Below are 23,641 nucleotides of genomic sequence, written 5' to 3'. Positions count from 1 at the left end.
AGCATAAATGTAGATTGGCTGCCGAAATCTTGCTAATTGTGTTTCATGTTCCTACAGATTATATGCAGGCGCGTCTTTAATAACAGAAGAGTCTATCTCGTATAAAACATGAGGATACAAGGGACTGTCGGGCTCTACTCTAGGATGGTTGAAATGCTTCACATAACGCATGCCAAGCTTATTCATCACCCGCTGTGAAGGCTGATTGATAGCTGCTGTGAAGCTGTGCACGCTTTGGAAGCCTAATTGGCTAAAGCCATAGTGAAGACAGGCCTTGGCTCCTTCTGTGGCGTAGCCCTCTCCCCATGCCTCTTTCTTCAATCGCCAGCCGATCTCGATGCACGGCGTGAAGTCAGCTTCAAAGGCTGCTTGATGAAAGCCAATAAAGCCTATGAAGTCATTCGTTTCTTTTTGCTCTACGGCATATAAGCCAAATCCACACTGCTTAAACTCCGATATAATGGAGGTATAGAATTGCATCGTCTCTTCATCGCTTAAGGGCTTGGGAAAATATCGCATGACGTCTTCATCTGCATTCATGTGACAAAAGGGTGTTAGATCTGCTGCTTTCCAGTCGCGAAGCAGCAGTCTGGATGTTTCGATCACGATCATAGTGCGCCTCCTGCTGATTCGTTGTGCTGTGCGTGTAAGTCAACGCGTTGTTGGTTATGTTTATCATAGAGCAATAGCATAAGATCGTGCAAATAGATTAGCAAAGCATGAAGGTACGCCGCTTGTAGAATAGGAAGAAGGGATACGAACATATGGAAGCTGAACGTGGGAATTTAACCAGACATGCCATTCAGTTTGGCATTTATACATTAGGCGATCTTGCTAGAAATCCGCGCACCGGGGAGTGGATGGCTCCGCGGCAGCGCCTGCAAGAGCTAATCGAAGCGGCCAAGCTTGCGGATGAGGCTGGTATTGAACTGTTCGGGGTAGGGGAGCATCATCGTCTGGATTTTGCTGTATCCTCTCCACCAGTAGTGCTGGCAGCTATTGCCCAGGCAACGAAGCGGATTCGTTTGACGAGTGCAACGACTGTACTGAGTACAGCTGATCCAGTTCGCGTATTCGAGGATTTTGCTACTCTCGATTTACTGTCTGACGGTCGAGCGGAGATTATTTCTAGCCGAGGGGCTTTTTTGGAGCCGTTTCCGCTGTTTGGCTATAAGCTCGAGCAGCACGAGGAAGTATTTGCTGAGCACATTCGCCTGCTTCAGCTTCTAAATGAGAAAGAGCGGGTCACATGGGAAGGGCGGCATCGTACCGCTATTAAGCAGGCAGAGATTGCTCCGCGACCGCTGCAGGAGCGGCTTCCGTTGTGGATAGGTGTAGGAGGAACGGAGGCGACAGCGGCGTTGGCAGGCTCCTGTGGGACAGGCCTAGTCATGGCGATCCTAAAGGGTGACTCTGCTGCATATAAGCCTTTGGTTGAAGCATATCGAACAGCGGGACAGCAGGCAGGATATAAGAATGAGTCGCTTCCTGTCGGTGTCACAGGCCATGGCTATATTGCGAAGAGTGCAGAGCAAGCGATAGATGAATTCTATCCTTACTATGCCCATTATAAGGAACAATTTAAGCGCGGGGATCGGGTATTTGAACCGCTGACGAAAGACGCATTTATGGAGCTCGCTGCGCCCCATACAGCGTTCATGGTTGGCAGTCCAGAGCAGGTTGCGGAGAAGATTGTCAGGATGCACGAACAATACGGGTTGACGCGCTATATGCTGCAGATGGATGTGGGCGGCGTCCCCTTAAGCAAGCTGGCTCAAGCGATTGAACTGCTCGCATTGAAGGTGCGGCCGCTCGTCGATCGGGCAATAGTCGGACAGTAGCGAAGAAAGCGAGGCCTGTCCACTGCTGAGATCTGCCATGCAAATAATAAAGAGGAGTGAGGAACGGGGCTTCAAGCGGTTTCCTTACTCCTCTTTGATGTTTAGGGTTCACATTATTCACATGTAAGCTAGGCTTCTGAAGCGAGCGCATCGGCTCTAGTCCTGTGAACAGTGCCAAACGGGTGTTCAGGCGGGGCATATATGACGTAAACTTTAAGCGGCTTATTGCCTTTATTGGTTAGATTATGCCATTTGCCTGCAGGGATCATGATGGCATAATCCTCGTAGGCCATTTTCTGATAGTCTAATTTATCTTTGCTATCTCCCATTTGCACAAGCCCTTGGCCTTCTTCGATGCGTATGAATTGGTCTGTCGTCGGATGCACTTCCAATCCAATATCCTCGCCGACACCGATGCTCATTAAGGTAACTTGCATATGATCTCCTGTCCAGAGCGCGGTGCGGTACGTATTGTTTTGCTTGGCGGCTTCTTCAATGTCAACGATAAATGGCTGTGAGCCGTAGTCTTGCAGGGTGATTCGCTTAAGAGAACGCAATAGGCTTATATGCTGCAGTTCATCCGCAGCTGCATGGAGCCAAGTGTGTTGAACCATGGGGTGTGGAATCTTATTGCTGTTAGAGTGATAGGCTTCAGCATTTCGCATTCCCTCTTCATAGGCCTTGATCAGGCCATCATTGTAACCGCGGTAAGGAATGATCTCCAAGGGGTACGAGGGCTGCCTTCCTGTAAATGAGGTATATAGGCCAGTCAGGTGATGGAAAAGAGTCTGCTTGTAGTTAATCGCATGAATCATGCTGTTCCTAAGGGGAGGAGTAGGGGCTTCATCCGCTAGCCGATGATAGAGATCAATGAAGGAAGCTTCTTTTTTGATCCGTTCAAGAATCGCTTCGCTTGTCAGCCAATTCTGTTCATAAGGATAGCTGTTCATCCACCAAGAATGAGGCATGGCTGAGCCAGCATGTGGTTCGTATGGACTGGCATAGCGCTCAGGCATATCCGGCATTAATATTCATTCCTTTCCTAAATCATATACCCCATCATATGCCTATATCACGATTAGGTGTTTCTTCTGCATAAGGAGCAGCACTACCAGCCATCTGTTTGGAAAGGCTTATAAAGGAAACGCAGCATGCTTGAAGAAGTATAGGGAAGCAGCATGATCAACAGCACATGGTTTTGTTGGTTCCGATGATCGCAGGTGTAAAAGAGAGTTTCTTGCCATGATCAAGCCTGTTTCAGTTCATACGGGATACGACAATTCGAGCCATTTGTGGCAGATATATCGCAGACGAGCACACGTGGAGGTTGATGAGAGATGACAATGGGGATTAACATCTCGCTTTGTATCGGGGCTTATCCTGGTAAAGATGCGCTGTATCATTTGGAGAAAATCAAGGAGCACGGTTTTCATGGATTGGAGTATTATTCGTGGTGGCAGCTTGGTGATCTAAGGGCATTTGCTAAAGAACAGGAGCGCATTGGGGTTGGTCTCATTGGGACATGCACGAAGCATTTTAACCTTGTAGATCCGAATGAGCGTGAATTATATCTTACTGGCCTTCAAGAGACAATTGAAGCCTGTCACGTGCTGAACATTCCAAGCATTATCAGTCAGACAGGAAATGACAGAGCGGGCGTGCCTCGCGAAGTGCAGCGGCAAGCGATGATAGAGACGCTCAAGCAGTGCGCTCCCCTGCTTGAGAAGGCGGGGGTGGTGCTTGAACTTGAGCCTCTGAATGGTCTTGTTGATCATCAAGGGCACTTTTTGCAGCGTTCTGATGAAGCGGCATCCATTATTGATGAAGTGGGAAGCCCCTGCGTTAAAATCGTATTTGATGTCTATCATCAACAAATTACGGAAGGCAATGTCATCCGCAATCTTAGATCCTATATCGATCGCATCCATCATTTTCATATCGCAGACAATCCCGGCCGCACGGAGCCTGGGACAGGCGAGCTGAATTATGTGAACATCCTTAAGGCCATTAAGGACACAGGCTATGATGGCTATATAGGGCTTGAATGCGGCTATACGATTGACACGGATGCAGCCATCGAGAGGTTCAAGGCTGATATTCTCTCGAAGCTGTGACCGTAAACTTAACGCTTCTTATCGCGTGCAGCAGTGATACTAATGCTATAATAGAAGGACCGTGAAATAAAGGAGTACGTAAGCTATGGCAATAACGATGCAAGACGCACGTCAGGTGCTAGAACGAGTATATGGATATGAGCAGTTCCGCGATGGACAGAAGCTGATTATAGAACATCTGATTGAGCGAAAAGATACAGTGGGGATCATGCCGACTGGCGGAGGGAAGTCGATATGCTATCAAGTGCCTGCACTGCTGCAGCATGGGCTGACTCTTGTCATCTCTCCTTTGATCTCGTTGATGAAGGATCAGGTGGATGCGCTCACGAGCTTAGGCGTTGAGGCTGCCTACATTAACAGCTCGCAGGATACGGCCGAGGTGAATCGCATTCTAAGAAGAGCTCAGGCTGGTGAGATCAAGCTCTTGTATGTAGCTCCCGAGCGGCTCGAAAGCGATTGGTTCTTGGAGAGAGCCGTATCGCTGCGTATCGCCTTCCTAGCGGTGGATGAGGCGCACTGCGTCTCCCAGTGGGGACATGATTTTCGAACAAGTTATCGAGCTATTGCGCCGTTTGTAAGAAAGCTCGCTGCGCATGAATTCGGCGAGCGTCCCCTGATAGCAGCCTTTACCGCTACAGCAACGCCTGAGGTCACGGAGGATATTATCCGCCTCTTGGAGCTTCAGTCTCCGGAGAAGGTCATCACAGGCTTTAAGCGAGATAATCTAGCTTTTACGGTGCTAAGGGGCGAAGACCGGAGTGCCTTTACCTTGCAGTATGTGAAGGATCGTGCTCATCAATCGGGCATCATCTACGCCTCCACTCGCAGGGAGGTAGAAAATATTCATGAGCAGCTAGTTAAATCGGGAATCAAGGCGGGACGGTACCATGCTGGACTGAGCGATGAAGAGCGGGAAGCGATGCAAGAGGCGTTCATCTATGATGACGTTCGTGTCATTGTAGCGACCAATGCCTTCGGCATGGGAATCGACAAATCGAACGTAAGATATGTACTGCATTACAACATGCCGAAGCATATGGAGGCTTATGTGCAAGAAGCGGGGCGTGCCGGCCGAGACGGGGAGCCAAGTGAGTGCGTGCTGCTGTTCCATCCGCAGGATATCGTGACACAGAAGTTCTTTATAGAGCAGAATGAGACGACCCCAGAGCGTAAAGCGCATGAATACAAGAAAGTCCAGCTTATGATCGACTACTGCTATACTCCTGAATGCTTGCAGACTTATATGCTGCGTTATTTTGGCGAGCATGATGATACGCCTTGCATGATGTGCGGCAATTGCAAGGATGAGCGGGAGCAGGTGGATATTACGATTGAGGCTCAGAAGATCTTCTCATGCATATACCGCATGAATCAGCGCTTTGGCGTCTCGATGATCGCTTCTGTGCTGAAAGGATCGAAGAACAAGAAGGTCATCCAATACGGCTTTGACCGCCTTTCGACGCATGGCGAGCTTCGACATATGACGGAGAAAGCAATCTCTGATCTCATCTATGTGCTGATTGCGGATGGATTCTTGGGCTTAAGCGAGGGGCAATATCCGACTGTGCGCCTATTGGCACCTGCCGTAGAGGTTATCAAAGGCGAGCGGAAGGTGCAGCAGAAAGTCGCGCAATCCTTGAAGCCGAAGACATTGGCGGCAGTGGATGAGACCTTGTTCGAGCAGTTGCGGGTTCTTCGCCGTGAGCTTGCTGCGAAGGAGGGGGTACCTCCTTATATCGTATTTAACGACAGCACGTTAAGAGAGCTGACCGAGAAGCGTCCGACGACAGAAGCGGAATTCCTTAAAGTTAAGGGCGTGGGGGAAGCCAAGGTGCGCAAGTTTGGCGAGCCGTTTCTTCGCTTATTCCAGCAGCTGGAGCAGGTGGAGGCGGAGCAGGATGAGCGGGAGGCATGGTACTAGCATTGCTAACTTGCAGCCTATTGCTCGCTTTAGAGTCCTAGTGACTTTTATTGCTTTTAATCAAGAGTGTAGCGCTAGTTTTGAAAAAGGTGAAAGTAATTTCGATTATTTGCACTTTTCGTTTCATTTCTTTCAGAAAAATGATTGTCAATGTGATAAATTTGTCGTATAATGGTGAAAAATAAAACTTAACTTTGCCAAGAAGCCGGGCGCTGACAATGAAGTCAACGCTTGGCTTTTTTTAATTTTGATAGGAAGTGCGCTTTGTGTCATGCATAAAATGATCGCTAAGTGATGCAACAGTGCATCAAGCCTTTGTTGCCTAGAACGTACGATGCGGGATTCGAATGCGGTTTGCTGTTATCAATCTGAGGAAGAAAAACGGCACGACCCTCGGGCCGCGCCGTGCTTGATTTTGTTTAAGGGTTATATCTTTGCTAGTGCTTAAGGAGGAATAGTCAGCTTGATTCCATCATTTAAGATTAAGGCTGTCCCATGCTTTTTGCAGGTCTTCCAGCAGCTGAGCTTTATCTGATTTGCCTGCAATATAGGCCTGCATTTGGTTGGCGAATTCATTCATTCCGCCATCTGGGAACTTGTTGAAGTTCCAGCTCAACGCCTTGCCGGCTTGGCTGTAATTCATTACTTCTGTGCCAAGATCGCCAAGCTGCTCGCTTGTTGCATCAATGCTCTTGAAGGCAGGAATGAACTTGAATTCCTCGGTGATGTATCGCTTGCCTTCATCGGATGTAACGAGCCAATTCAGAAATTCCTTCGCTTCATCCTTCACCTGCGAGTTTTTATTCACGACCCAGTTGTTCGGCACGCCTACGAATAATTTGTCATTGCCCTCCTGATCATGGATTGGCATCGGAAGAATGCCGATATTCAAGTTAGGATTAATGCCGTCAATTTGCACTTGCGTCCAGTTGCCTTGCTGCGTCATGGCAGCCTCGCCGTTCGCAAACAGAGTCATTTCTGTATTATAGTCCGTGGTTAGCGGGTTCTTATTGCCATACTTAAGAGTCAGATCGAGCAGATTCACCCATTGCTCAAAGACGGGGTTGCCTGGAATTTTCGCAGTGCCCTCATCTAGCCCTTTAATAAATGCATCAGGGTTGTCTTGATTCCCAAAGGCAACGTTCAGATTATGCAGGCCAAGCACCCACAGCTCTTGATAGCCGTTGGCAAATGGCGTCACGCCGATGCCTTCAAGCTTCTTGGCTGCTGCTTCAAGCTCGCTTAGCGTAGTCGGAATCTCTGTAATGCCTGCCTTTTCAAACAAATCCTTATTGTAAATGAAGCCATAACCCTCAAGGTTCATCGGCTGCCCATAGATCTTGCCGTCCTTCGTCATTGGTTCCTTGGCTACCTCGACGGCATCAGATACCCATGGCTGGTCAGAGAGGTCCTCTAGATTGCCGATCCATGTCTCAAGCTCGCGGTAGCCGCCATTGTTGAAGATATCCGGCTCATCGCCAGAAGCGAACTTCGCTTTCAACGCTGCTCCATAGTCAGCTCCACCGCCAACAGTCTGAATGTCCAGCTTGATCCCGGGGTGAGAGCTCTCATATTCACCTTTCAGTCGATTAAGAGCTTCAGCAATTTCAACTTTAAATTGAAAGATTTTAATCGTTTTTGTCTCAGATGAGCCTTTATCTGCGGTGCTGCCTGCTCCTTGCTCCGAAGTCTTGCCCCCGCAAGCGGACAATACCATGGATAAGGCCAATATCATAACGAGCGACCATTTGGATAGCTTTTTCATGAAGCATACCTCCCACGTTTGATGAATCTGTTTATAGTTGTGCTTTCGTCTGCTTACTCTTATTCTAGAATCCTCTAAGCGCTTACATCAGGTAGAATATTGATCGTTTAGGTCGACGATTGTGACTACCTCAACCTTTTACCGCACCTTGCGTGATCCCTTCAATGATATATTTTTGCATGAAGAGGAAAAAGATAATGACGGGCATGATGCCCATGACAAGCGCCGGCAAAGCCAGATCCCACTGCTTCGTATACTGCCCAAAGAATGCGAAGGTCGCAATGGGGATTGTTCTAAGCTCCTGAGACTGCAGAATCAAGGAAGGCAGCAGGTAGTCGTTCCATATCCATAGCGTATTTAGTATGAATACGGTTACAAGCATCGGCTTCATTAACGGAAGCACGACTCTGAAGAATACACCGTAAGCATTCGAGCCGTCAACGGTGGCTGCTTCCTCAATCTCCGCTGGAATGGACTTGATGAATCCGTGCAGCAAGAAGACAGACATCGGAACGCCAAAGCCGAGATAGCAGATAATCAAGCCAGGGATGCTGTTCATCAGGCCAAGTGTGCTTGTCACCTTGACGAGCGGAATCATGATCGATTGAAATGGAACGACCATCGCCGCGACAAAGAGTAAAAATAATACGCGATTAAAGCGTGTGTTGCGCCGCACCATGCGATAGGCGGCCATAGAGCTGATAAGGACCAGCAGCAGATTGCTAACAATCGTGATGATTGCTGAATTGAAGAACGCGGATGGGAAGTTCGTCGTTTGGAAAGCACGAACATAGTTCCCCCATTCCAGGCTAGCTGGAAGGCTTGCTGCATTGGTCAATAAGTCGCCGAAGGTCTTTACAGAATTAACGAACAAGAAGTAAAACGGTACTAAGAAGACGAGTCCGATCAAGAGCATGACGAGCTCTGTTGCCATCGTACCTGCCTGATATCGTTTGGATGTGTCCATTAGGCTTCAACCTCCTTGCTCTTCGTTAACTTCACCTGTAGACTCGTGATGATGGCGACAATCAGGAAGAAGATGATCGCTTTGGCCGTACCTAATCCATATCGGTTCTTCGAAAATGCTTCGTTATAGATGTTCATCGCTACCGATTCCGTTGATCCAAAAGGTCCGCCCTTGGTCAAGCTGAGATTCAAATCAAACATTTTGAAAGACCATGAGATAGCCAGGAACAAGCAGATGGTAGCTGCAGGCATGATGAGCGGAATAATAATGGAGCGCAGCATCTGGAAGCGATTCGCTCCGTCAATCTCCGCTGCCTCGATCATATCCTTAGGCACATTGTTTAGCGACGAGATATAAATAACCATGAGATAGCCGGCAGTCTGCCAGACGAATACGATGACAATCGCCCAGAAGGCGGTGTTCTCTGTACCGAGCCATGGCAGGGTGAAGAAGGAGCAGCCTGTAGAGTCGCCAATCGCGGTAAAGCCTCTCACAAAGATAAATTGCCAGATGAACCCAAGCAGCAGTCCGCCGATGACATTTGGCATAAAGAAGATCGTGCGCAGAATGTTTCTTGTCTTGAGCGGCTTCGTTAAAAGGTAAGCCAAAAAGAATCCTAATACATTGGTCAGAAGAACGCCTAGCACCGTAAATTTGGCAGTGAACCAGAAGGAGGTGCGAAAGGCATCGTCTGATGTGAAGATTTGCTGGTAGTTGCTTAGACCTACCCAAGATACTTCACCAGATACCCCATTCCAATTGGTGAAGGAATAGTATAGTCCGAGCAAAAACGGTATGACGATGATAAGGATGAAAAAGAGTGTAGCTGGACCAGCGAATACAAGCTGCTGGATGATCTGAGAGGATTTTTTGCCGTTCATCCTGATCTCCCCTTTGCATTTCTTTATTTATTTATCCTAAGTATGCTAGAATGACAGCATCAAAAAAACGGAGAATCGTGAACCGATAGGTGGACAATATTGATCTTCGACCACGATGCCGTTCATGTAAGTTGAGAAGAAGGGGGCAGCTCATGAGAACCCACAGCATTAGAACCCGGCTGATTAAGTTCATGCTGGCAGCAACAATTATTCCGCTTGTCCTGTCCTTAGTCATTACCATGCTGTATACACGTGAATCCATTAAGGCGCAATCCATCAACGAGAACACTAGACTTATTTTTCAAGGGAAAACGAATTTGACGAATTATCTAAGCAATATTAATCGGGCTAGCATCCTCGTGTATTCCGACCCGAATTTCTTGTACAACTTAACGAAGAGCATAGATGACTATCAAGCAATGGCGGAGATGTACTCCACGCTCCAGAATTTGCAAGGATCACTGCCCGATATCAAGCAGGTGTATCTGCATAATGAACAAACGAAGCAGTCCACACTGATTACCGATAATGTTCCAAAAAGGAATCTTCGTGAGAAAGCTTATGAAAGCGCAATCAATAATTCGGAGAAAAGCATGTTGGAGCCTCCGCATGCTCTGCACAGCTATGGGTTTACTCCATCGCCAAATGACAATCCGAATGAAAAGGTATTTACCTTTCATCGGCCTATTCTTCGCATTCCTTCGACCGTTAAGCTGGCCTCACTTGCGATTGACATTCGGCTTGACGGAATTCAAGCCATCTGCAATCAGCTGTATAATGCTCAGGATGAGGAGCTTTATTTGCTGAATGAGCAAGGAGAGATCATGTTCAGCAGTGAGCAGGACAAGATTGGCAAGCCGCTGGCAGGGGAAGATGCATCATTAGCCTCCCTTGAAGGCGATTCTGGTTATGTAGATCGCGATCGTGCGATTCAAGTGTATGAGAAGCTGGAGCTCTCTTATGCGAATTGGACCTTGGTAAAGCGAATCCCATACGAAGTGCTGTATCGTACCTCGACTGGGCTTATTACCATTAATGCTGTCATTGCGGTGTTGGCATTACTGGTGGTCATTATCGGAACCTTGTTTATTTCTATTCGCATCACGAGACCGATTAAACAGCTCGCCAGCTATATGAATGAAATTCAGACAGGCAAGCTGCATGTTGCCATTGAGGATGGAGGACAAGATGAGATTGGCATGCTGTCTCGAAGATTCCGGCAGATGATGGAGACGATCAACAATTTGATTTTGAGAAAATACAAGCTGGAGCTCGCGAATCAAACGAACCAAATCAAGGCGCTGCAGGCACAGATTGACCCTCATTTTTTATACAACTCGCTGCAATCGATTGGTACGCTTGCGCTGCAGAATCAAGGTCAGCGAGTATATTCGCTCTTAACCTCACTGGCTGAGATTATGCGCTATAAGATGCGCAGCAATGAAGATATGGTAACCCTAAAAGAAGAGATCACTTACTTAAAGATGTACTTGGATTTACAGAAGGAGCGCTTTGATGAACAGTTTGAGGTGATATGGGAGCTCGATGAGGAATGCCTCAACGCGAGCATTCCGAAGATGACGCTTCAGCCGCTTGTTGAAAATTACTTCAAGCATGGCATGGAGCCTCAGCTAGGGAAGGGGCATCTAGCTGTTCGCGCCTATCGAGGATCATTGTCGCGGCTAGTCATCGAGATCGAAAATGATGGATGTTCCATACCTGATGTGCGGCTTAGAGCGCTGCAGCACCATTTAGGGACCTTAACCAGCGAGTGGGAGGATGCGGAGCACGAGCAAGAGCATGTGCCACAATCTCAGGAGCCGGAATCGATTGGGCTAGAGAATGTGCTGCTGCGTCTCAAGCTGTACACAGATGATTCAGCAGCATTACAGATCGAGAATGTGAAGCCTCACGGCGTTAAAATCACCTTAGATTATGCATGGGAGAGTGAGAGACATGAGAGTTCTAATCGTGGATGACGAGAAGCATGTGCGACAAGCAATTCAATTGCTGGCGAATTGGAAGGAGTATGGCGTGACGGAGGTGCTGCAGGCATCGGATGGCGAAGAAGCGGTGTCTCTCATCCAGAAGCATTCTCCTCAGATCGTGATGACCGATATGCGAATGCCAAGGAAGGATGGTGCCGCGCTGCTGACATGGCTGTACGAGCATGCTCCAGAGATCAAGGTGATCGTCATCAGCGGCTACGATGATTTTGAGCTGGTGCGGCATGTCATCCGTCATGGAGGAATGGATTACATGCTGAAGCCTGTTCAGCCTGATGCGCTGAATGAGGTGCTGGAGAAGGCCGTATCCTGCTGGAACAAGGAGGAGGAAGGACGCCGCAGAATGACGAAGCAGCGTATCCAGGTGAATGAGATGAGGCCTTATTATGCCGACAGGCTGTTCTCGGACTATCTGGGAGGACAGGGGCGCAAAGAGCAGGTGCTAAAGCAGCTTGAGGCGGAAGGCCTGCTGCCAGCGGCTAACCCTCTGTGCACGGTAGCGGTTCTAGCGATCGGGCAGATGGACATGCGCCTTTACCTGAAGTTTAAGCATCAACAGGAGCTCCTGTACTTTACGGTTATGAATATTGCGAAGGAACTGCTTCGGGGAAGAGGGATAGTATTTCGGCAATTGAATCATCATGCAGGAGAAATGGTCCTCTTGTACAACGGGGAGCCAAAGGCATTGCAGGCGCTGCTTCAGGATCTGAACGAAGGCGTATACCTTACGTTAAATCGCAGGTTTCATGCAGGAATAAGCGTTCCGCACGCGTTTCCAGATGAATGGGCAGATGCCTATGAGGAAGCTTCAAACGCGGTATGGCAGCGCAATGTGCTTGATCCTGCCTATATTCATCTGAAGCAGCAGGAGCGGTTCGGAAGCGAGCGTTCTTCCAAGCTAAGCAGCCTCGATGAGCAGCTGCGGCTTGCGGCACTAAGCGGCAGCGAGGAACAGATCGGTTCAGCGGCAGCGTTATGGATCAACAAGCTGCGGGAGCGCCAGTCGATCACCCCAATTGAGCTTGATCAGTGGCAGGCAGAGCTGGAGTGGATAATCAAGCAATGGATGGAAGAGGGGCAAGATGGCGGTGCGAACGCTTCAGAAGCAGCCGCAGCGAGAGAGGAAGACGCTATTCTCTCCTTGAACCATGAGGGTGGGATGGACTGGGAGCTGTATGAGGAGCAGATCGTTCAGAAGCTGCAGGGTATTTCCACACAGCTTATCCGCAAGCACTCCAAAGACAGCTTCTTCGTACAGGATATTGCTGCGTACATTGAACGTCATTATCAGGAGGAAATCTCGCTTCAAGACATCGCTGCAAAATTTTACTTAAGTCGTGAATATATTGCCCGCAAGTTCAAGCAGGCTTATGGTGTAACGGTGCTTGATTATGTAAGCCGATATCGTATTGAGAAAGCAAAGCTGCTGCTGCATAACCCGCATTTGCGGATTGCTCAAATTGCAGAGATGGTTGGCTATCAGGATGAAAAATACTTTTCGAAAGTATTTAAGAAGGTGGAAGGGATGAACCCAGGCGAATATCGCAAGGAACACACGCTTGGAATATAACCAGAGTGTTTCCTTTGCCAATTGGCTGCTGACTTGAATAAGTGATAGACAAATACGCAGTCATCATGTATGATCTTCGTGATACAAGGATTTCATGGAAGATCCTTCCTTCCGTTGTAGGGAGCAAGACTGAAGGCAGCAATCGTATACTTGGATGTGTTCAAAGCATGGACATTAGCGGAATAGGGCTAATGCTGTGCTTTTTTTATTGCTGCAAGGGAAGGTGTTGGATTCCAATGCAGTTCCTCTGTTGACAGGAGAATAAGTGCGTATGGACTATTTGTCGTCATGCCAAGGTAGGAGGAAAGGCCTCCCTTATTTAACAGAAACGTTCAAGTATGTGTCAGTATATGGTATATTTTAGGAGGTGAGACTTTTTGCTTATTAAAATTGCAGAGAGGGGTTCGTACACGTGAATAAGAGATTAGGTTATAGTCTAGCAGCTGCTTTGTTGGCAGTTACGTTGCTGGGAAATGAAGCTAGTGCGTTATCTTATAAGTCTACGCAGCGTCCAATTGAGATTATATTAGATGGTCAAAAGATTAAGTTCCACGATTCACGTCCTGTTGTATCAACGTCAGGCACGACTTATGTGCCGATTCGGGTTGTTAGCGAGCAGTTGGGCGCAAAGGTGACTTGGGACGCTCGGCAAGGCAAAGCGGTTATTGCCAAAGGAGACAGCCGTATTGAGCTGACAGAGAGCAGCAAGCAGGCAATGGTTAATGGGACGATTGTCGCATTGGATGCTCCGATGGTTGTTCAGAATGGCCGGACTTTGGTCCCTTTGCGCTTTGTGAGCGAGGCGCTGCAAGTAGAGGTGAAGTTCGATGACAAGTCCTATTATATCTTTATGAAGTCTGATCAATACGACGAGTCTGCCAAGTACGATCCTTACGGCCGCAAAATCCGCACCACGAATCTCCCCAAGAACGCGCAGGACTTCCCTTACATCCTAGAGGATATTCCAAATGAGATGTATGAGATGGAACTGTTCTATGACCCTTTTTTTAAAAATTCGTTTAAAGATGTTCTTAAAACACAAAAACATTATATGTTGCGTCTTGATAATGTGAATGCATGGAAAGCAAAAATCGAGAAGTATTACAGTTTAATCCTTAATGCAAATTATGAAAATATAGATTTTAACTGGGCCAAAGAAGCACATAGTTTTCTAAATATTTTAGGGACAGATGAAGATCTTCGCAGTTACGTCAATTGGGTAAAATCAAACAAAATTCAACTAGAAGGAAGTCTTGTAGCCGAACCAAGCATTTTTTATCATGGTGGAGATACATTCCGTATGAGGACAAAATTTAAATTCAAAATAAAGAATTTTAACAAGTATGAAAACTTAATATATGACAGCAGTTTCCATCTAACTAAAAATGACAATGGTAACTTACCGGAGTATCAAAAAGATGTTTGGTACGAAGGAATCGCAGACATAAGGCTTAGCTCTACAATTGGTGGGGCTGTATACACCCCTAAATTGCAAGTTTCAGGGACTACTTCTTTATTCAGAGGTAACGCCCTTATACGTAAAAGTGAGTGATTAAAGGAGAGCGAAGATGGTTGAATAGAAACTGTAAATATGTCATCGCACTCATTTTAATAAGTACATGCTTTTTTTATGACTTCACGCTTCCAGCTAAAGCATTAGGTGATGATGTTGAGGTTGTTTTAGATGACGGTGCAATTAAATTTATTACTCAAAATACTAAAGCAACTACAGGGATAAGGTATAAGACAACAGGATTTATGGTTTACAGAGAACCTAGATGCGAACCACTAAAAGTTCAATGTGATCCCTCGTTGAAGGGCAAATTAGCTAAATTACCGCATCTAACTCAAGTCGGTGATGACATTGACATAGGTAATGGAAGAGTAGAGACTAGGTTTATGATTCCAGAGATAGAGGTATCCACTGCTCTTGAAAATCTTCAACTTGAAACCATTTCCGAAGGAGATGTTTTGTATTTAAGTGCAATATTTAATATCTATATAAATGGAAATGACACCGGGATAAGATATTATGATCTTCAATCTATACGTAATGCTCAACCTTGGGCTAATCCAAATGAATTTAGACAGTATTACGATATCGAGGTTAAATATCAAAAAGATACCTACGTTCGTTACGTTATGCGGAAAGAAGATGGAAGTGCGATTAGCAGTGGTCAGATTGAGTATCCTTATCCAGATATCATTGGTGAAGATGATAAGGAATGGCCCGTTGGCAGTGAGATTACGTTTACCTTGAAGAAGAGTGTAACGGCTAATGATGGCACCGTATATACGATCTTCAAATCGTATCTGCAAGAAGAGGGCGGCGAGCCCAAATTCGTGGTAGAAGGAGATCCTGATCTCAATCCAAAGGTGACAACTCGCAATTTTACTGTCGGCTTGAAGAAGCTTGATGTGGTGGGCATTTATCGCTCCGATAAGGATGAACCCGGATGTAAGCCGGGAGACCCTGACTGTACCCCGCCTCCTCCACCGCCCCCACAGTGTGAGATTCCGAGAGAAACAGGAGCAGCACGTTCAGGAAAGGCGATGGACCCAATAGTCTCTGCTTCTGTGCTTGCCGACCATCCGAGCAATGCCCCCTATTCGTTCGATGTTCTTCAGGGCATCCCGACCTCCGAGCACCTCTTTACGAATGCGATGGCGAGGCAATACTTGTTCCAGCATCGTTTTGTCGAACGGGGCGGCATCTGCACTTTTGATGTTGCCGTCTCCCAGACCTATATTTTGACATGGACAGAGATGGGTCCTCCTGCTGTCGAAGGGGGACCGCCAACGCCTATGCCGATGACCGCGACAGAGACAAGGCAGGAGACCATGAAGGTGAAGCGGGAGTATCGTTATTGGAAGATTGAGAACTTAGAGATCTATCAGCTTCTGCGTGCGGATGTGACTAACTATGCGCTTCCCAGCGGAGGGGTGAAGATGGCCCCGCAGGGCTACACGCCGCCTTATTATGCGGTTGCGACCAATGGCGGCATTGTGCAGGTTCCTAAGCCGCAGACGATTGCCCTTCCGAGCGAGACGGTGCCCGGAACGAATGCAAGGCCATCGCTTCCGAATCGGCTCTCGCAGTTTCAGACAGAAGCGGAGCAGAGCATACGGGAGGTACAGGTCCGCAACGATACGCTGTCCTTCAATGGAACCTCCGTCATGAATGGAGGAACAGTGGAGAAAGCGGGTCCATCCCCAGGAAGCATCCCTGAGCCTTCGATGACCGCCAATCGGATGCTGTATGCGGATCGCCTTATGATTGAAAGGCATAAGACCAATCGGAGGAGTGCTTCAAGCCAAGGCACCATCTACTATGGGCTGATGCCTAATGCGGTCAACGGTGGTGACGATGCCTCCTTTCCAATCCATGGCATCAATCCGGTGACTGTCCATACGCCTACCGTTATGTACGCTGCCGTGTCTGACGATGAGGCTCATAATCAGAAGACTCAGCCGAATGCGAGCCGAGCGGCGCTTATCTTGGAGCGCCCCTTCACAGTAGCCTTGCCGACACGTGGTGCGCATGTGAACCGCCCCGGCTACGGAGATCGGGACTATGCGAAGTACATGCAGGCCAAGCAGGTGCAGTTTCCGTTTGACGTGTACCGCTCAGATGGCACCTTTGTGCCGAAGTCCACATGGATCAGCATCCCGATCCCGGAAGCGATGAGTAACTTCTATCTTCCAGTATGGGTAGACGAAGGGGAGTATACGGTGCTGTTCCGCTCCTTTGCGGAGAACGCGCCATCAGGTGCGACGACAGAAGGCTATGCCAACTTTGATCTTGCCCATCATGCCGCAACGGATGCGATCGCGGTAGAGGTCATTGGCAGGATATATGATTTTCATGTGACCGACGTTCTGGATCCGAGCTGGGAGCTGGTCTTCCGCAGGCAGCTTGGCAGCAAGGAGCCGACAGGCGCGAGCTATTGGACGGGTCTGAATGGACTCGATGGCGCGCCAAGAGGGAACCACGCCCCCTATCGGTTGCCAGTCGCACCCGGCAGCCATCCAAGTAAAGGCTATCAGCACTTTGCGGTGAAGACGGGCTATGCTTTCAAGTTTGATTTGAAGACGAAGGGCAATCTATTCGGGCCAGCGGACAGCGTGCATATCAAGCCGAGCTTCTACTTCGTCGACAAGGGCGGCAAGCGGCGCCAAGAAGTAGATCTGTATACGCATACGCCAGAGAAGCTGTTTTTGAAGATCGGTTCGAAGGAGGATAAGCTGCAGCGCGAGGTGGTTCTCCATGCGAGGCTCAGGAATATTGCCGAATCTCGAATCCGCAGCACGGCAGACGTGTTCTATGAGCTGTTCGAGCCCCAGCTGTCCTTGTCGAAGAGCCAGTATGTAGAGCAGTGGAGGCGACTGGCAGAGGAGAAGACCGCTATCGGGAGTTATACCGATCTCATGCTGCCAGAGCGCTTGCGGCTCTTTATTGGACCGGCCGCGAGTCAGATTCCACCGAGTGTCCATGCTGCGCGTGCAGAGGCCTCGGTTCAGCAGTGGTACGGTGAATTCAACGTACCTGCGCAGGTGTACATTGTTCCAAAGGGCTTTGATTTAAGCCGCCAGTTCAACTTCAATGACAAGGCGCCTTTTTTCCTAAAGGACGGCTACCTCATTGTGAACTTCGATATTAAGACGATCCGAAACGGGCGAAAGGAAGCCCCGCATTTGCAGTACATTCATGCGCCGCTTACGAATCAGTGGCAGCGTGAAGGCGGCAGAAGCGAGGTGAATCTGCCAAGTGGAGCATTGATCCCGCTGCGAGATGGGGACATCATCTTCTACTACGGCAACCGCTCTTCGCTGGAAGATTATCAGGTTGGTGGAACACATTGATATAACGTGCGCTAGCCGCCATTACAAGGGAGGACTCATAGATTTCGCTGTTATTTCAATTCCTGTTCAGGCAGCAATCCGTTCCCTAAAGCGGACATCAAAGAAAAAAGAGCCTTAGCATTAATGCTAAGGCTCATTTCACGTTTGGGGACACCTATAGGCATCCCCTTAAATTCTTATGTTCTTCAATGATAATCATGTTTTAATGATTATCATGAAAGGTATGTTCTCTTTCCACCATTGTGTCAGGTGAACGAATAATTGGAAGAGGAGTATGCTTAGCTAGCGGTATTCGCTAATTTAGATGCTTGGACTGCTGAACGTTCATTCATTTTAAATTATCGCATTCCACAAATACAGCTCTCTATCTTCTATTCAGAGCATGCCCAATATTTCAGTATGCCCTTGTACAGTGTGCTAATTTAGCCACTTGAAAATATCATCCTTTGCCATGGTTGTCACACTGTATAGCATTAAAATGTCGTCAGCAGGATGCTCTGCCAGATAACGATCCAGCTGAAACCGGAAGTAGCGCAGGTCAATCATCTGGATGTGAGTGTAATGCTGCGCAAGATAAGGAATGAAGGCATTGGCGTAAGAATCCTTGAATACGATAATGCTCCGCTGCTTCTCCTTGTCTTGATGATCCACCCGGATGTTCACAATAGGGAAGTTGCCGTTGAAGAAGACCTTGTATTGATCGCGTTCCTGTAAAGCTTCCATGTGATAAAAGGATGGGGAACATCCCTTGCTGCCTTTGATACATACCTCGTATTTGGGCAGTGAAGGGTCCAGCAGCTCCAGCCTGTCTGGCTTGGTGCTGCGCTGGTTGGCTTTCGTATAATACGTACCGTAAAAAGCCTCGCTTAGCAGATGCTGCTGCATGCCTTCAAGCGGCACAGGCGAGATTCCTATGGATTCAGCGAAGGCCGTGTAGCCATAATATGCGCCTCGCATCGTCCAGTGATGATCGGTACGGAAGTATAGCTGCTGCTCATTTTTATGTTCCGTAAGCATTTGAAGCAGAGAGACAATGTTTACTGTGCCGCCTAATTGCTTCGTAATGAATGCCATTAGTGGAGGCTGCGCCTGATCTGTGGCGATAGCATGCGGCGGCAGATACTCGGGGTAAATGCTTTGAGCATTCGGCACCATAAGCAGTGAAATCGAATCAAAGTGGGCTTGCTGGCGTTCTGCAAAGCGCAGGATCTGATTCATATTTTTATCGAGCATGTCCATCGGGGCTTCAAAGCGCTCAAATAAATAATCTTGTTTGCCAAAAAAGACGTTATTATTCTCAGCCTTGCCAGATAAGCGCTCAAGATCAGACTTCACCCCTACCCACATATCCCGGTTAACGAACTGATCGACCACATAATCCTCTAACTGCTCAGTGTACTTTCCCGTCCACAGCTTCTCAAGCGTAAAGGAAGGAAAGGAGGCGAGCACGCGATTCTCAAATTCAGACATGGTCCGATCGGGCTTTATCGCGCTCCACAGTCCAAGTACGCTAATAAATCCTACAAAGCAGATCACCAGCAGCCGCGCTCTTGTCTTGGTCATTCTTCCTCACCTCCTAGAAGCGGAAATACAAAAAGGGATTGTACGTATCGTCTATAATATAGGCAGTTGCACCATATAGGATTAGCGCCAGCGTAAGCAGCTCTATAATGGCGTATAAAGTCTGGTGGCGTGTGGACCGCATCCAATAGTTGGCTAGTCTAGCCGCAAGAGGTGTCGATCCAACCATCAGCATGAAGAAGAGCATCCTATTATTGCTCAGGACATATACATTGGCTTCATTGATCCACCCTTCGCCACCCAGACCGATCATGACACGCAAATAGTGTACAAGCGAAGGCAAATCTTCAATCGCAAACAAGGTCCATCCGAATAGGACAGCAGCAAGCAGATACAGATGCCGCAGCGGCTTCCACATACGGCGCAGCACAGGCTCCAGCCACAGCTTCTCAAGACCAATCAACAGTCCGAAGTACAGTCCCCACAACACAAAATTCCAGCTGGCTCCGTGCCAGAGGCCTGTCAGAAACCAAACGATAAACAGATTAAGCAGAAGCTTTCCTCGACCGACTCGGCTTCCTCCTAAAGGGAAGTAGACATAATCACGGAACCAAAATCCGAGCGTGATATGCCATCTGCGCCAGAATTCCGATGCACTGGCAGCTATATAGGGATAACGGAAATTCTCCGGGAAGCTGAAGCCAAGCATCTTGCCAAGGCCAATCGCCATATCCGAATATCCGCTAAAGTCAAAGTATATTTGAAAAGCGAAAGCAGCGATGCCCATCCAAGCGCCAAAGGTGGTGAGATGGGACATATCGGATTGGGTCATATCCCATACCAGACCAATATTGTTCGCGAGCAATACCTTTTTCCCAAGTCCGATAATAAATCGTCTAATGCCCTCCGCAAACATCTCAAGGGTGATTCTACGATGTTGGAGCTGCTGAGCGATGTCGTCATAACGCACAATGGGTCCCGCTACGAGTTGAGGGAACATCGATACAAAGGCGCCAAAATCAATAAAACGGCGCTGTGCCGCAACCTTTCTTCGATACACATCTATCATATAGGACATCGTTTGAAAGGTGTAAAAGGATATCCCGATTGGCAACGGAAGCTCCATTAATGGTAGATTCGTCCCGAAGCTTTGGTTCATGGTCAGCACAAGGAAACCAGCGTATTTGAAAAAGCCCAGCACGCCAATATTTACGATCAGAGAGCCAATAAGAATGAGCCGCCGCAGCTTCTCTTGCTGATCGTAGCGCTCCATCAAGCGTCCATTGAGATAATCGACGATCGTAGAAAAGAGGAGCAAAAGGATGTAGATCGGTTCTCCCCAAGCATAGAAGACTAAGCTAATGAGAAAGAGCGCCGCATTTTTCCATTGGCGCGGCGCTGCATAATAAAGCAATAGGCTGATCGGGAAGAAGTAAAACAAAAAGGCAACGGAACTAAATACCACTCCATGTTCCTCCAGTCATGTCTAACCAGCTTCTTCTTACTTGCTGTCTGGTGCCAGCTTATCCATGAAGATTTTTTCCAGCGTCTCAGGATTATCGGCAACGATCAAAATCAAATAATTGCCCTGCTGCTTTATGATGTGATGTTGTACTTTTTCATACTCCTGCGGGAGGTAAGTGCTCCAGATTTGATCTAGATTAGCGATTTCATCGTCCAGCGCTTTCTTCAAATCTTCGATCTTGCTCGCATCCTGTGCTTTAAGAATGATGATCTCATCTGCGCGAATGTTAATCATCGAGCGGAGCAGCATGCCTTCCTCTATCGAAGCAGGGTCAATATTCAATTTGCCAGCCGTGTCCGTGTCTTGCTTCAGGTTGATTTCTTCAAAGCCCATCACGTATTCGCCTTTTTCTTTTATCGCATTCATAATCTCTGATACGGGAACATTTACGGCTTCTTCCTTTTTCGCTCCACAGCCTACTAAGAGCAGCGTAACTGCCATCATGGTAAAAATGAGTTTTTTCATCAGACCCTCATCCTTTCATTTTTCTCTCTATTTGTGCATTTTTGAGCTTTCTTCTAGACGCATAGGTTGTAAAAAAGGTTTCTTGAAACGTTATTGTAATAATTACCATGCCCTGCTTGTACTGCTATCAATCGCACTTGATGAAATAGATGCTTGCATTTTAAAATAAATCAGTCTATCTTGCTCCCTCCAGTCGAAAAAGGGGATGCATATGGGTATAATGAGTAGTGTTTGGAGAAAGGAGCGGCTATGAAGGTAGTATTAACGACATTGAATGCCAAGTATATTCATACTTGCTTGGCGATTCGATACTTAAAATCTTTTTGTGAGCATGAATTCGACATCGAGCTGACAGAGTACACGATTAAGGACCCTGTCATGAATATCGTATCGGACTTGTATCAGCGAAAGGCAGATGTGATCGGCTTCTCCTGTTATATATGGAATATCGAAGAGACGATCAAGGTTATATCGATGCTTCGCAAAGTGCAGCCTGATGTCAAGATCATTCTGGGGGGACCAGAGGTATCCTATGATACGAAGGAATGGCTGGAGCGCTTAAGCGATGTCGACTTTATTGTGATGGGTGAAGGCGAAGAGACTTTTCTACATTTGCTGCAGCAGATTCGAGATGACGAGAAGTATCATTTTGTATTTGGCATGGCTTATCGGAATGCAGCAGGGGAGGTTGTGATCAATCCTGGGCGGCCGAAGCTTGATTTGAATGATATACCATCCCCGCACCGCTTCGAAGCGGATATTGCTGAATTAGGCAAGCGAGTGGTTTATTTTGAAACGAGTCGCGGTTGTCCATTCAGCTGCCAATTCTGCTTGTCGAGCATTGAAGTGGGGGTCCGTTATTTTGATATTGAACGCACCAAGGCGGATCTGTTGTATTTGATCGCGAACGGAGCGAAGCTGATCAAATTTGTGGATCGAACGTTCAATATTAAGCGGGATTATGCGATGGAGATGTTCCAGTTCTTGATCGACAATCATCAAGGATGTGTTTTCCAATTTGAGATTACGGCGGATATTATGCGTCCTGAGGTGCTTGATTTTCTCGCCGAGAAGGCGCCCCCAGGCATCTTCCGCTTTGAGATTGGCGTACAGTCGACCAACGATCACACCAATGAGCTGGTGAAGCGAAGACAGAACTTTGCGAAGCTGACGCGCACGGTGAAGATGGTGAAGGACAGCGGCAAGATCGATCAGCACTTAGATTTGATTGCAGGATTGCCTCATGAGGACTATCAGACATTCCGAAAGACCTTCAATGATGTGTTCGCGCTTAGCCCTGAAGAGCTTCAGCTTGGCTTTTTAAAGATGCTAAGAGGGACAGGCTTGCGGCTTGATGCTGAAAAATACGGGTATGTATACATGGACCATGCGCCATATGAGATGTTAAGCAATGACGTCATGCCCTTCTCGGACGTCGTTCGTTTAAAACGACTTGAGGACGTGCTGGAGAAATATTGGAATTCCCATCGAATGGATTATACGATGCATTACCTGATGGAGCATGAATTCGATTCGCCGTTTGACTTCTTTCAGGCGTTCGGGGACTACTGGGAATCCAAGGGCTGGCAGAAGATTGGCCATCAGCTCGAAGATCTCTTTATCCGCTTGGAAGCCTTCTTGTGCCAGCATGGAATGAAGCGCATGGATGTGGTGCTGGGACTGATGAAGCTTGATTACTTCATGAACCATAAGTACAAGCCGCGCAAGATCTGGTGGCAAGCTGAGCTTGATAAGCAGGAGGCCTCGTTTGTTCTTCGCGAGGCGGCGAGCCGTCCAGAGCGAATCTCTCAAGCCTTTAAGGAACTGGAGCTGTCGGAGAAGGAGCTGCATAAGCATGCGGTCGTGGAGCGTATTCCGTTCCTAGCTTCGAGCTCGTTGCTGCCGAAAGAGCAGGCTTGGCATGATGGCCAAGAGATGGGGGCGATGATTGCGATCGTCGTATACCAGCAGCAGGCTAGCGAGAAGCCGCTCGTGTTCCTCGTACCGGAGTCGGAGCTGAAGCTTCAGGCTGTGTAGCAGCGGCAAGCTAAGTGGCTTGAGAAGGGCATCGACGATTATTATGGTCGAGCGGCAATGCTGACCTGAAGTTTAGCCGCGAAGCTAGACTGACCATGATCGCATGGACTTGAAAATAGGTGTAATAAAGGGGATCGCCTGTCTATTGAGACATGGCGATCCCCT

General features: G+C 47.8%; 16 protein-coding genes. 8 read left to right on the top strand and 8 right to left on the bottom strand.

The genetic code is table 11. The annotated features are described in order from the left end of the window. Positions 1–51: 51 nt before the first annotated feature. Positions 52–612, bottom strand: coding sequence for a GNAT family N-acetyltransferase (locus B9Y93_RS09025; protein WP_085494100.1), 561 nt, complete (start codon positions 610–612; stop codon positions 52–54). A gap of 152 nt (positions 613–764) precedes the next feature. Here B9Y93_RS09025 and B9Y93_RS09020 point away from each other — a divergent pair, with 152 nt between their 5' ends. Beyond that, the gene (locus B9Y93_RS09020; protein ID WP_085494099.1) at positions 765–1,841 is read left to right on the top strand and encodes an LLM class flavin-dependent oxidoreductase; all 1,077 of its coding nucleotides are present in this window, start codon (positions 765–767) and stop codon (positions 1,839–1,841) included. Between the two features lie 128 nt (positions 1,842–1,969). On the opposite strand, the gene B9Y93_RS09015 is transcribed toward B9Y93_RS09020, so the two are convergent. Further along, complete coding sequence (locus B9Y93_RS09015) at positions 1,970–2,866, bottom strand: cupin domain-containing protein (protein WP_085494098.1); 897 nt, start codon at positions 2,864–2,866, stop codon at positions 1,970–1,972. Positions 2,867–3,178: 312 nt separating this feature from the next. Here B9Y93_RS09015 and B9Y93_RS09010 point away from each other — a divergent pair, with 312 nt between their 5' ends. Then, complete coding sequence (locus B9Y93_RS09010; protein ID WP_244903342.1) at positions 3,179–3,955, top strand: TIM barrel protein; 777 nt, start codon at positions 3,179–3,181, stop codon at positions 3,953–3,955. A gap of 85 nt (positions 3,956–4,040) precedes the next feature. Further along, positions 4,041–5,876 (top strand): DNA helicase RecQ, encoded by a 1,836-nt coding sequence (recQ, locus tag B9Y93_RS09005; protein WP_085494097.1) that lies wholly within the window; start codon positions 4,041–4,043, stop codon positions 5,874–5,876. Positions 5,877–6,348: 472 nt separating this feature from the next. On the opposite strand, the gene B9Y93_RS08995 is transcribed toward recQ, so the two are convergent. The 3 genes from B9Y93_RS08995 to B9Y93_RS08985 all read right to left on the bottom strand — a co-directional run bounded on the left by B9Y93_RS08995 (position 6,349) and on the right by B9Y93_RS08985 (position 9,489). Further along, entirely contained in the window at positions 6,349–7,641 is a 1,293-nt protein-coding gene (locus tag B9Y93_RS08995) for an ABC transporter substrate-binding protein (protein ID WP_085494095.1), read from the bottom strand. A 130-nt stretch (positions 7,642–7,771) separates the two neighbouring features. Continuing rightward, on the bottom strand, positions 7,772–8,608 hold the full coding sequence (locus B9Y93_RS08990; protein WP_085494094.1) for a carbohydrate ABC transporter permease: 837 nt from the start codon (positions 8,606–8,608) through the stop codon (positions 7,772–7,774). Next, entirely contained in the window at positions 8,608–9,489 is an 882-nt protein-coding gene (locus tag B9Y93_RS08985; RefSeq protein WP_085494093.1) for a carbohydrate ABC transporter permease, read from the bottom strand. The genes B9Y93_RS08990 and B9Y93_RS08985 overlap by 1 nt, the downstream gene beginning before the upstream one ends. A 152-nt stretch (positions 9,490–9,641) precedes the next feature. Between B9Y93_RS08985 and B9Y93_RS08980 the strand changes: the two genes are divergently transcribed. The 4 genes from B9Y93_RS08980 to B9Y93_RS08965 all read left to right on the top strand — a co-directional run bounded on the left by B9Y93_RS08980 (position 9,642) and on the right by B9Y93_RS08965 (position 17,928). Further along, on the top strand, positions 9,642–11,468 hold the full coding sequence (locus tag B9Y93_RS08980; RefSeq protein ID WP_085494092.1) for a cache domain-containing sensor histidine kinase: 1,827 nt from the start codon (positions 9,642–9,644) through the stop codon (positions 11,466–11,468). Further along, a complete protein-coding gene (locus tag B9Y93_RS08975) occupies positions 11,446–13,065 on the top strand; it encodes a response regulator transcription factor (protein ID WP_085494091.1) in 1,620 nt (539 codons plus the stop codon). The genes B9Y93_RS08980 and B9Y93_RS08975 overlap by 23 nt, the downstream gene beginning before the upstream one ends. Before the next feature lie 412 nt (positions 13,066–13,477). Next, positions 13,478–14,617: a copper amine oxidase N-terminal domain-containing protein gene (locus tag B9Y93_RS08970; protein ID WP_085494090.1), complete on the top strand. Its 1,140-nt coding sequence runs from the start codon at positions 13,478–13,480 to the stop codon at positions 14,615–14,617. 590 nt (positions 14,618–15,207) lie between these two features. Further along, the gene (locus B9Y93_RS08965; RefSeq protein WP_139829151.1) at positions 15,208–17,928 is read left to right on the top strand and encodes a DUF5704 domain-containing protein; all 2,721 of its coding nucleotides are present in this window, start codon (positions 15,208–15,210) and stop codon (positions 17,926–17,928) included. Positions 17,929–18,345: 417 nt separating this feature from the next. Here B9Y93_RS08965 and B9Y93_RS08960 read toward each other — a convergent pair whose 3' ends face one another. The 3 genes from B9Y93_RS08960 to B9Y93_RS08950 are packed head-to-tail and all read right to left on the bottom strand — an operon-like array spanning position 18,346 to position 21,439. Then, on the bottom strand, positions 18,346–19,491 hold the full coding sequence (locus B9Y93_RS08960; protein WP_085494088.1) for a DHHW family protein: 1,146 nt from the start codon (positions 19,489–19,491) through the stop codon (positions 18,346–18,348). Between the two features lie 13 nt (positions 19,492–19,504). Further along, on the bottom strand, positions 19,505–20,914 hold the full coding sequence (locus B9Y93_RS08955; protein WP_085494087.1) for an MBOAT family O-acyltransferase: 1,410 nt from the start codon (positions 20,912–20,914) through the stop codon (positions 19,505–19,507). A gap of 36 nt (positions 20,915–20,950) precedes the next feature. Next, the gene (locus B9Y93_RS08950) at positions 20,951–21,439 is read right to left on the bottom strand and encodes a DUF4358 domain-containing protein (protein ID WP_085494086.1); all 489 of its coding nucleotides are present in this window, start codon (positions 21,437–21,439) and stop codon (positions 20,951–20,953) included. Between the two features lie 249 nt (positions 21,440–21,688). Between B9Y93_RS08950 and B9Y93_RS08945 the strand changes: the two genes are divergently transcribed. After that, a complete protein-coding gene (locus B9Y93_RS08945; protein WP_085494085.1) occupies positions 21,689–23,476 on the top strand; it encodes a B12-binding domain-containing radical SAM protein in 1,788 nt (595 codons plus the stop codon). Positions 23,477–23,641 lie beyond the last annotated feature (165 nt).

The organism is Paenibacillus aquistagni (assembly GCF_900177815.1).
GTDB lineage: Bacteria > Bacillota > Bacilli > Paenibacillales > Paenibacillaceae > Paenibacillus_B > Paenibacillus_B aquistagni.
Note: the sequence above shows the minus strand (reverse complement) of the source record. Positions and strands in the feature narration are given on the sequence as shown.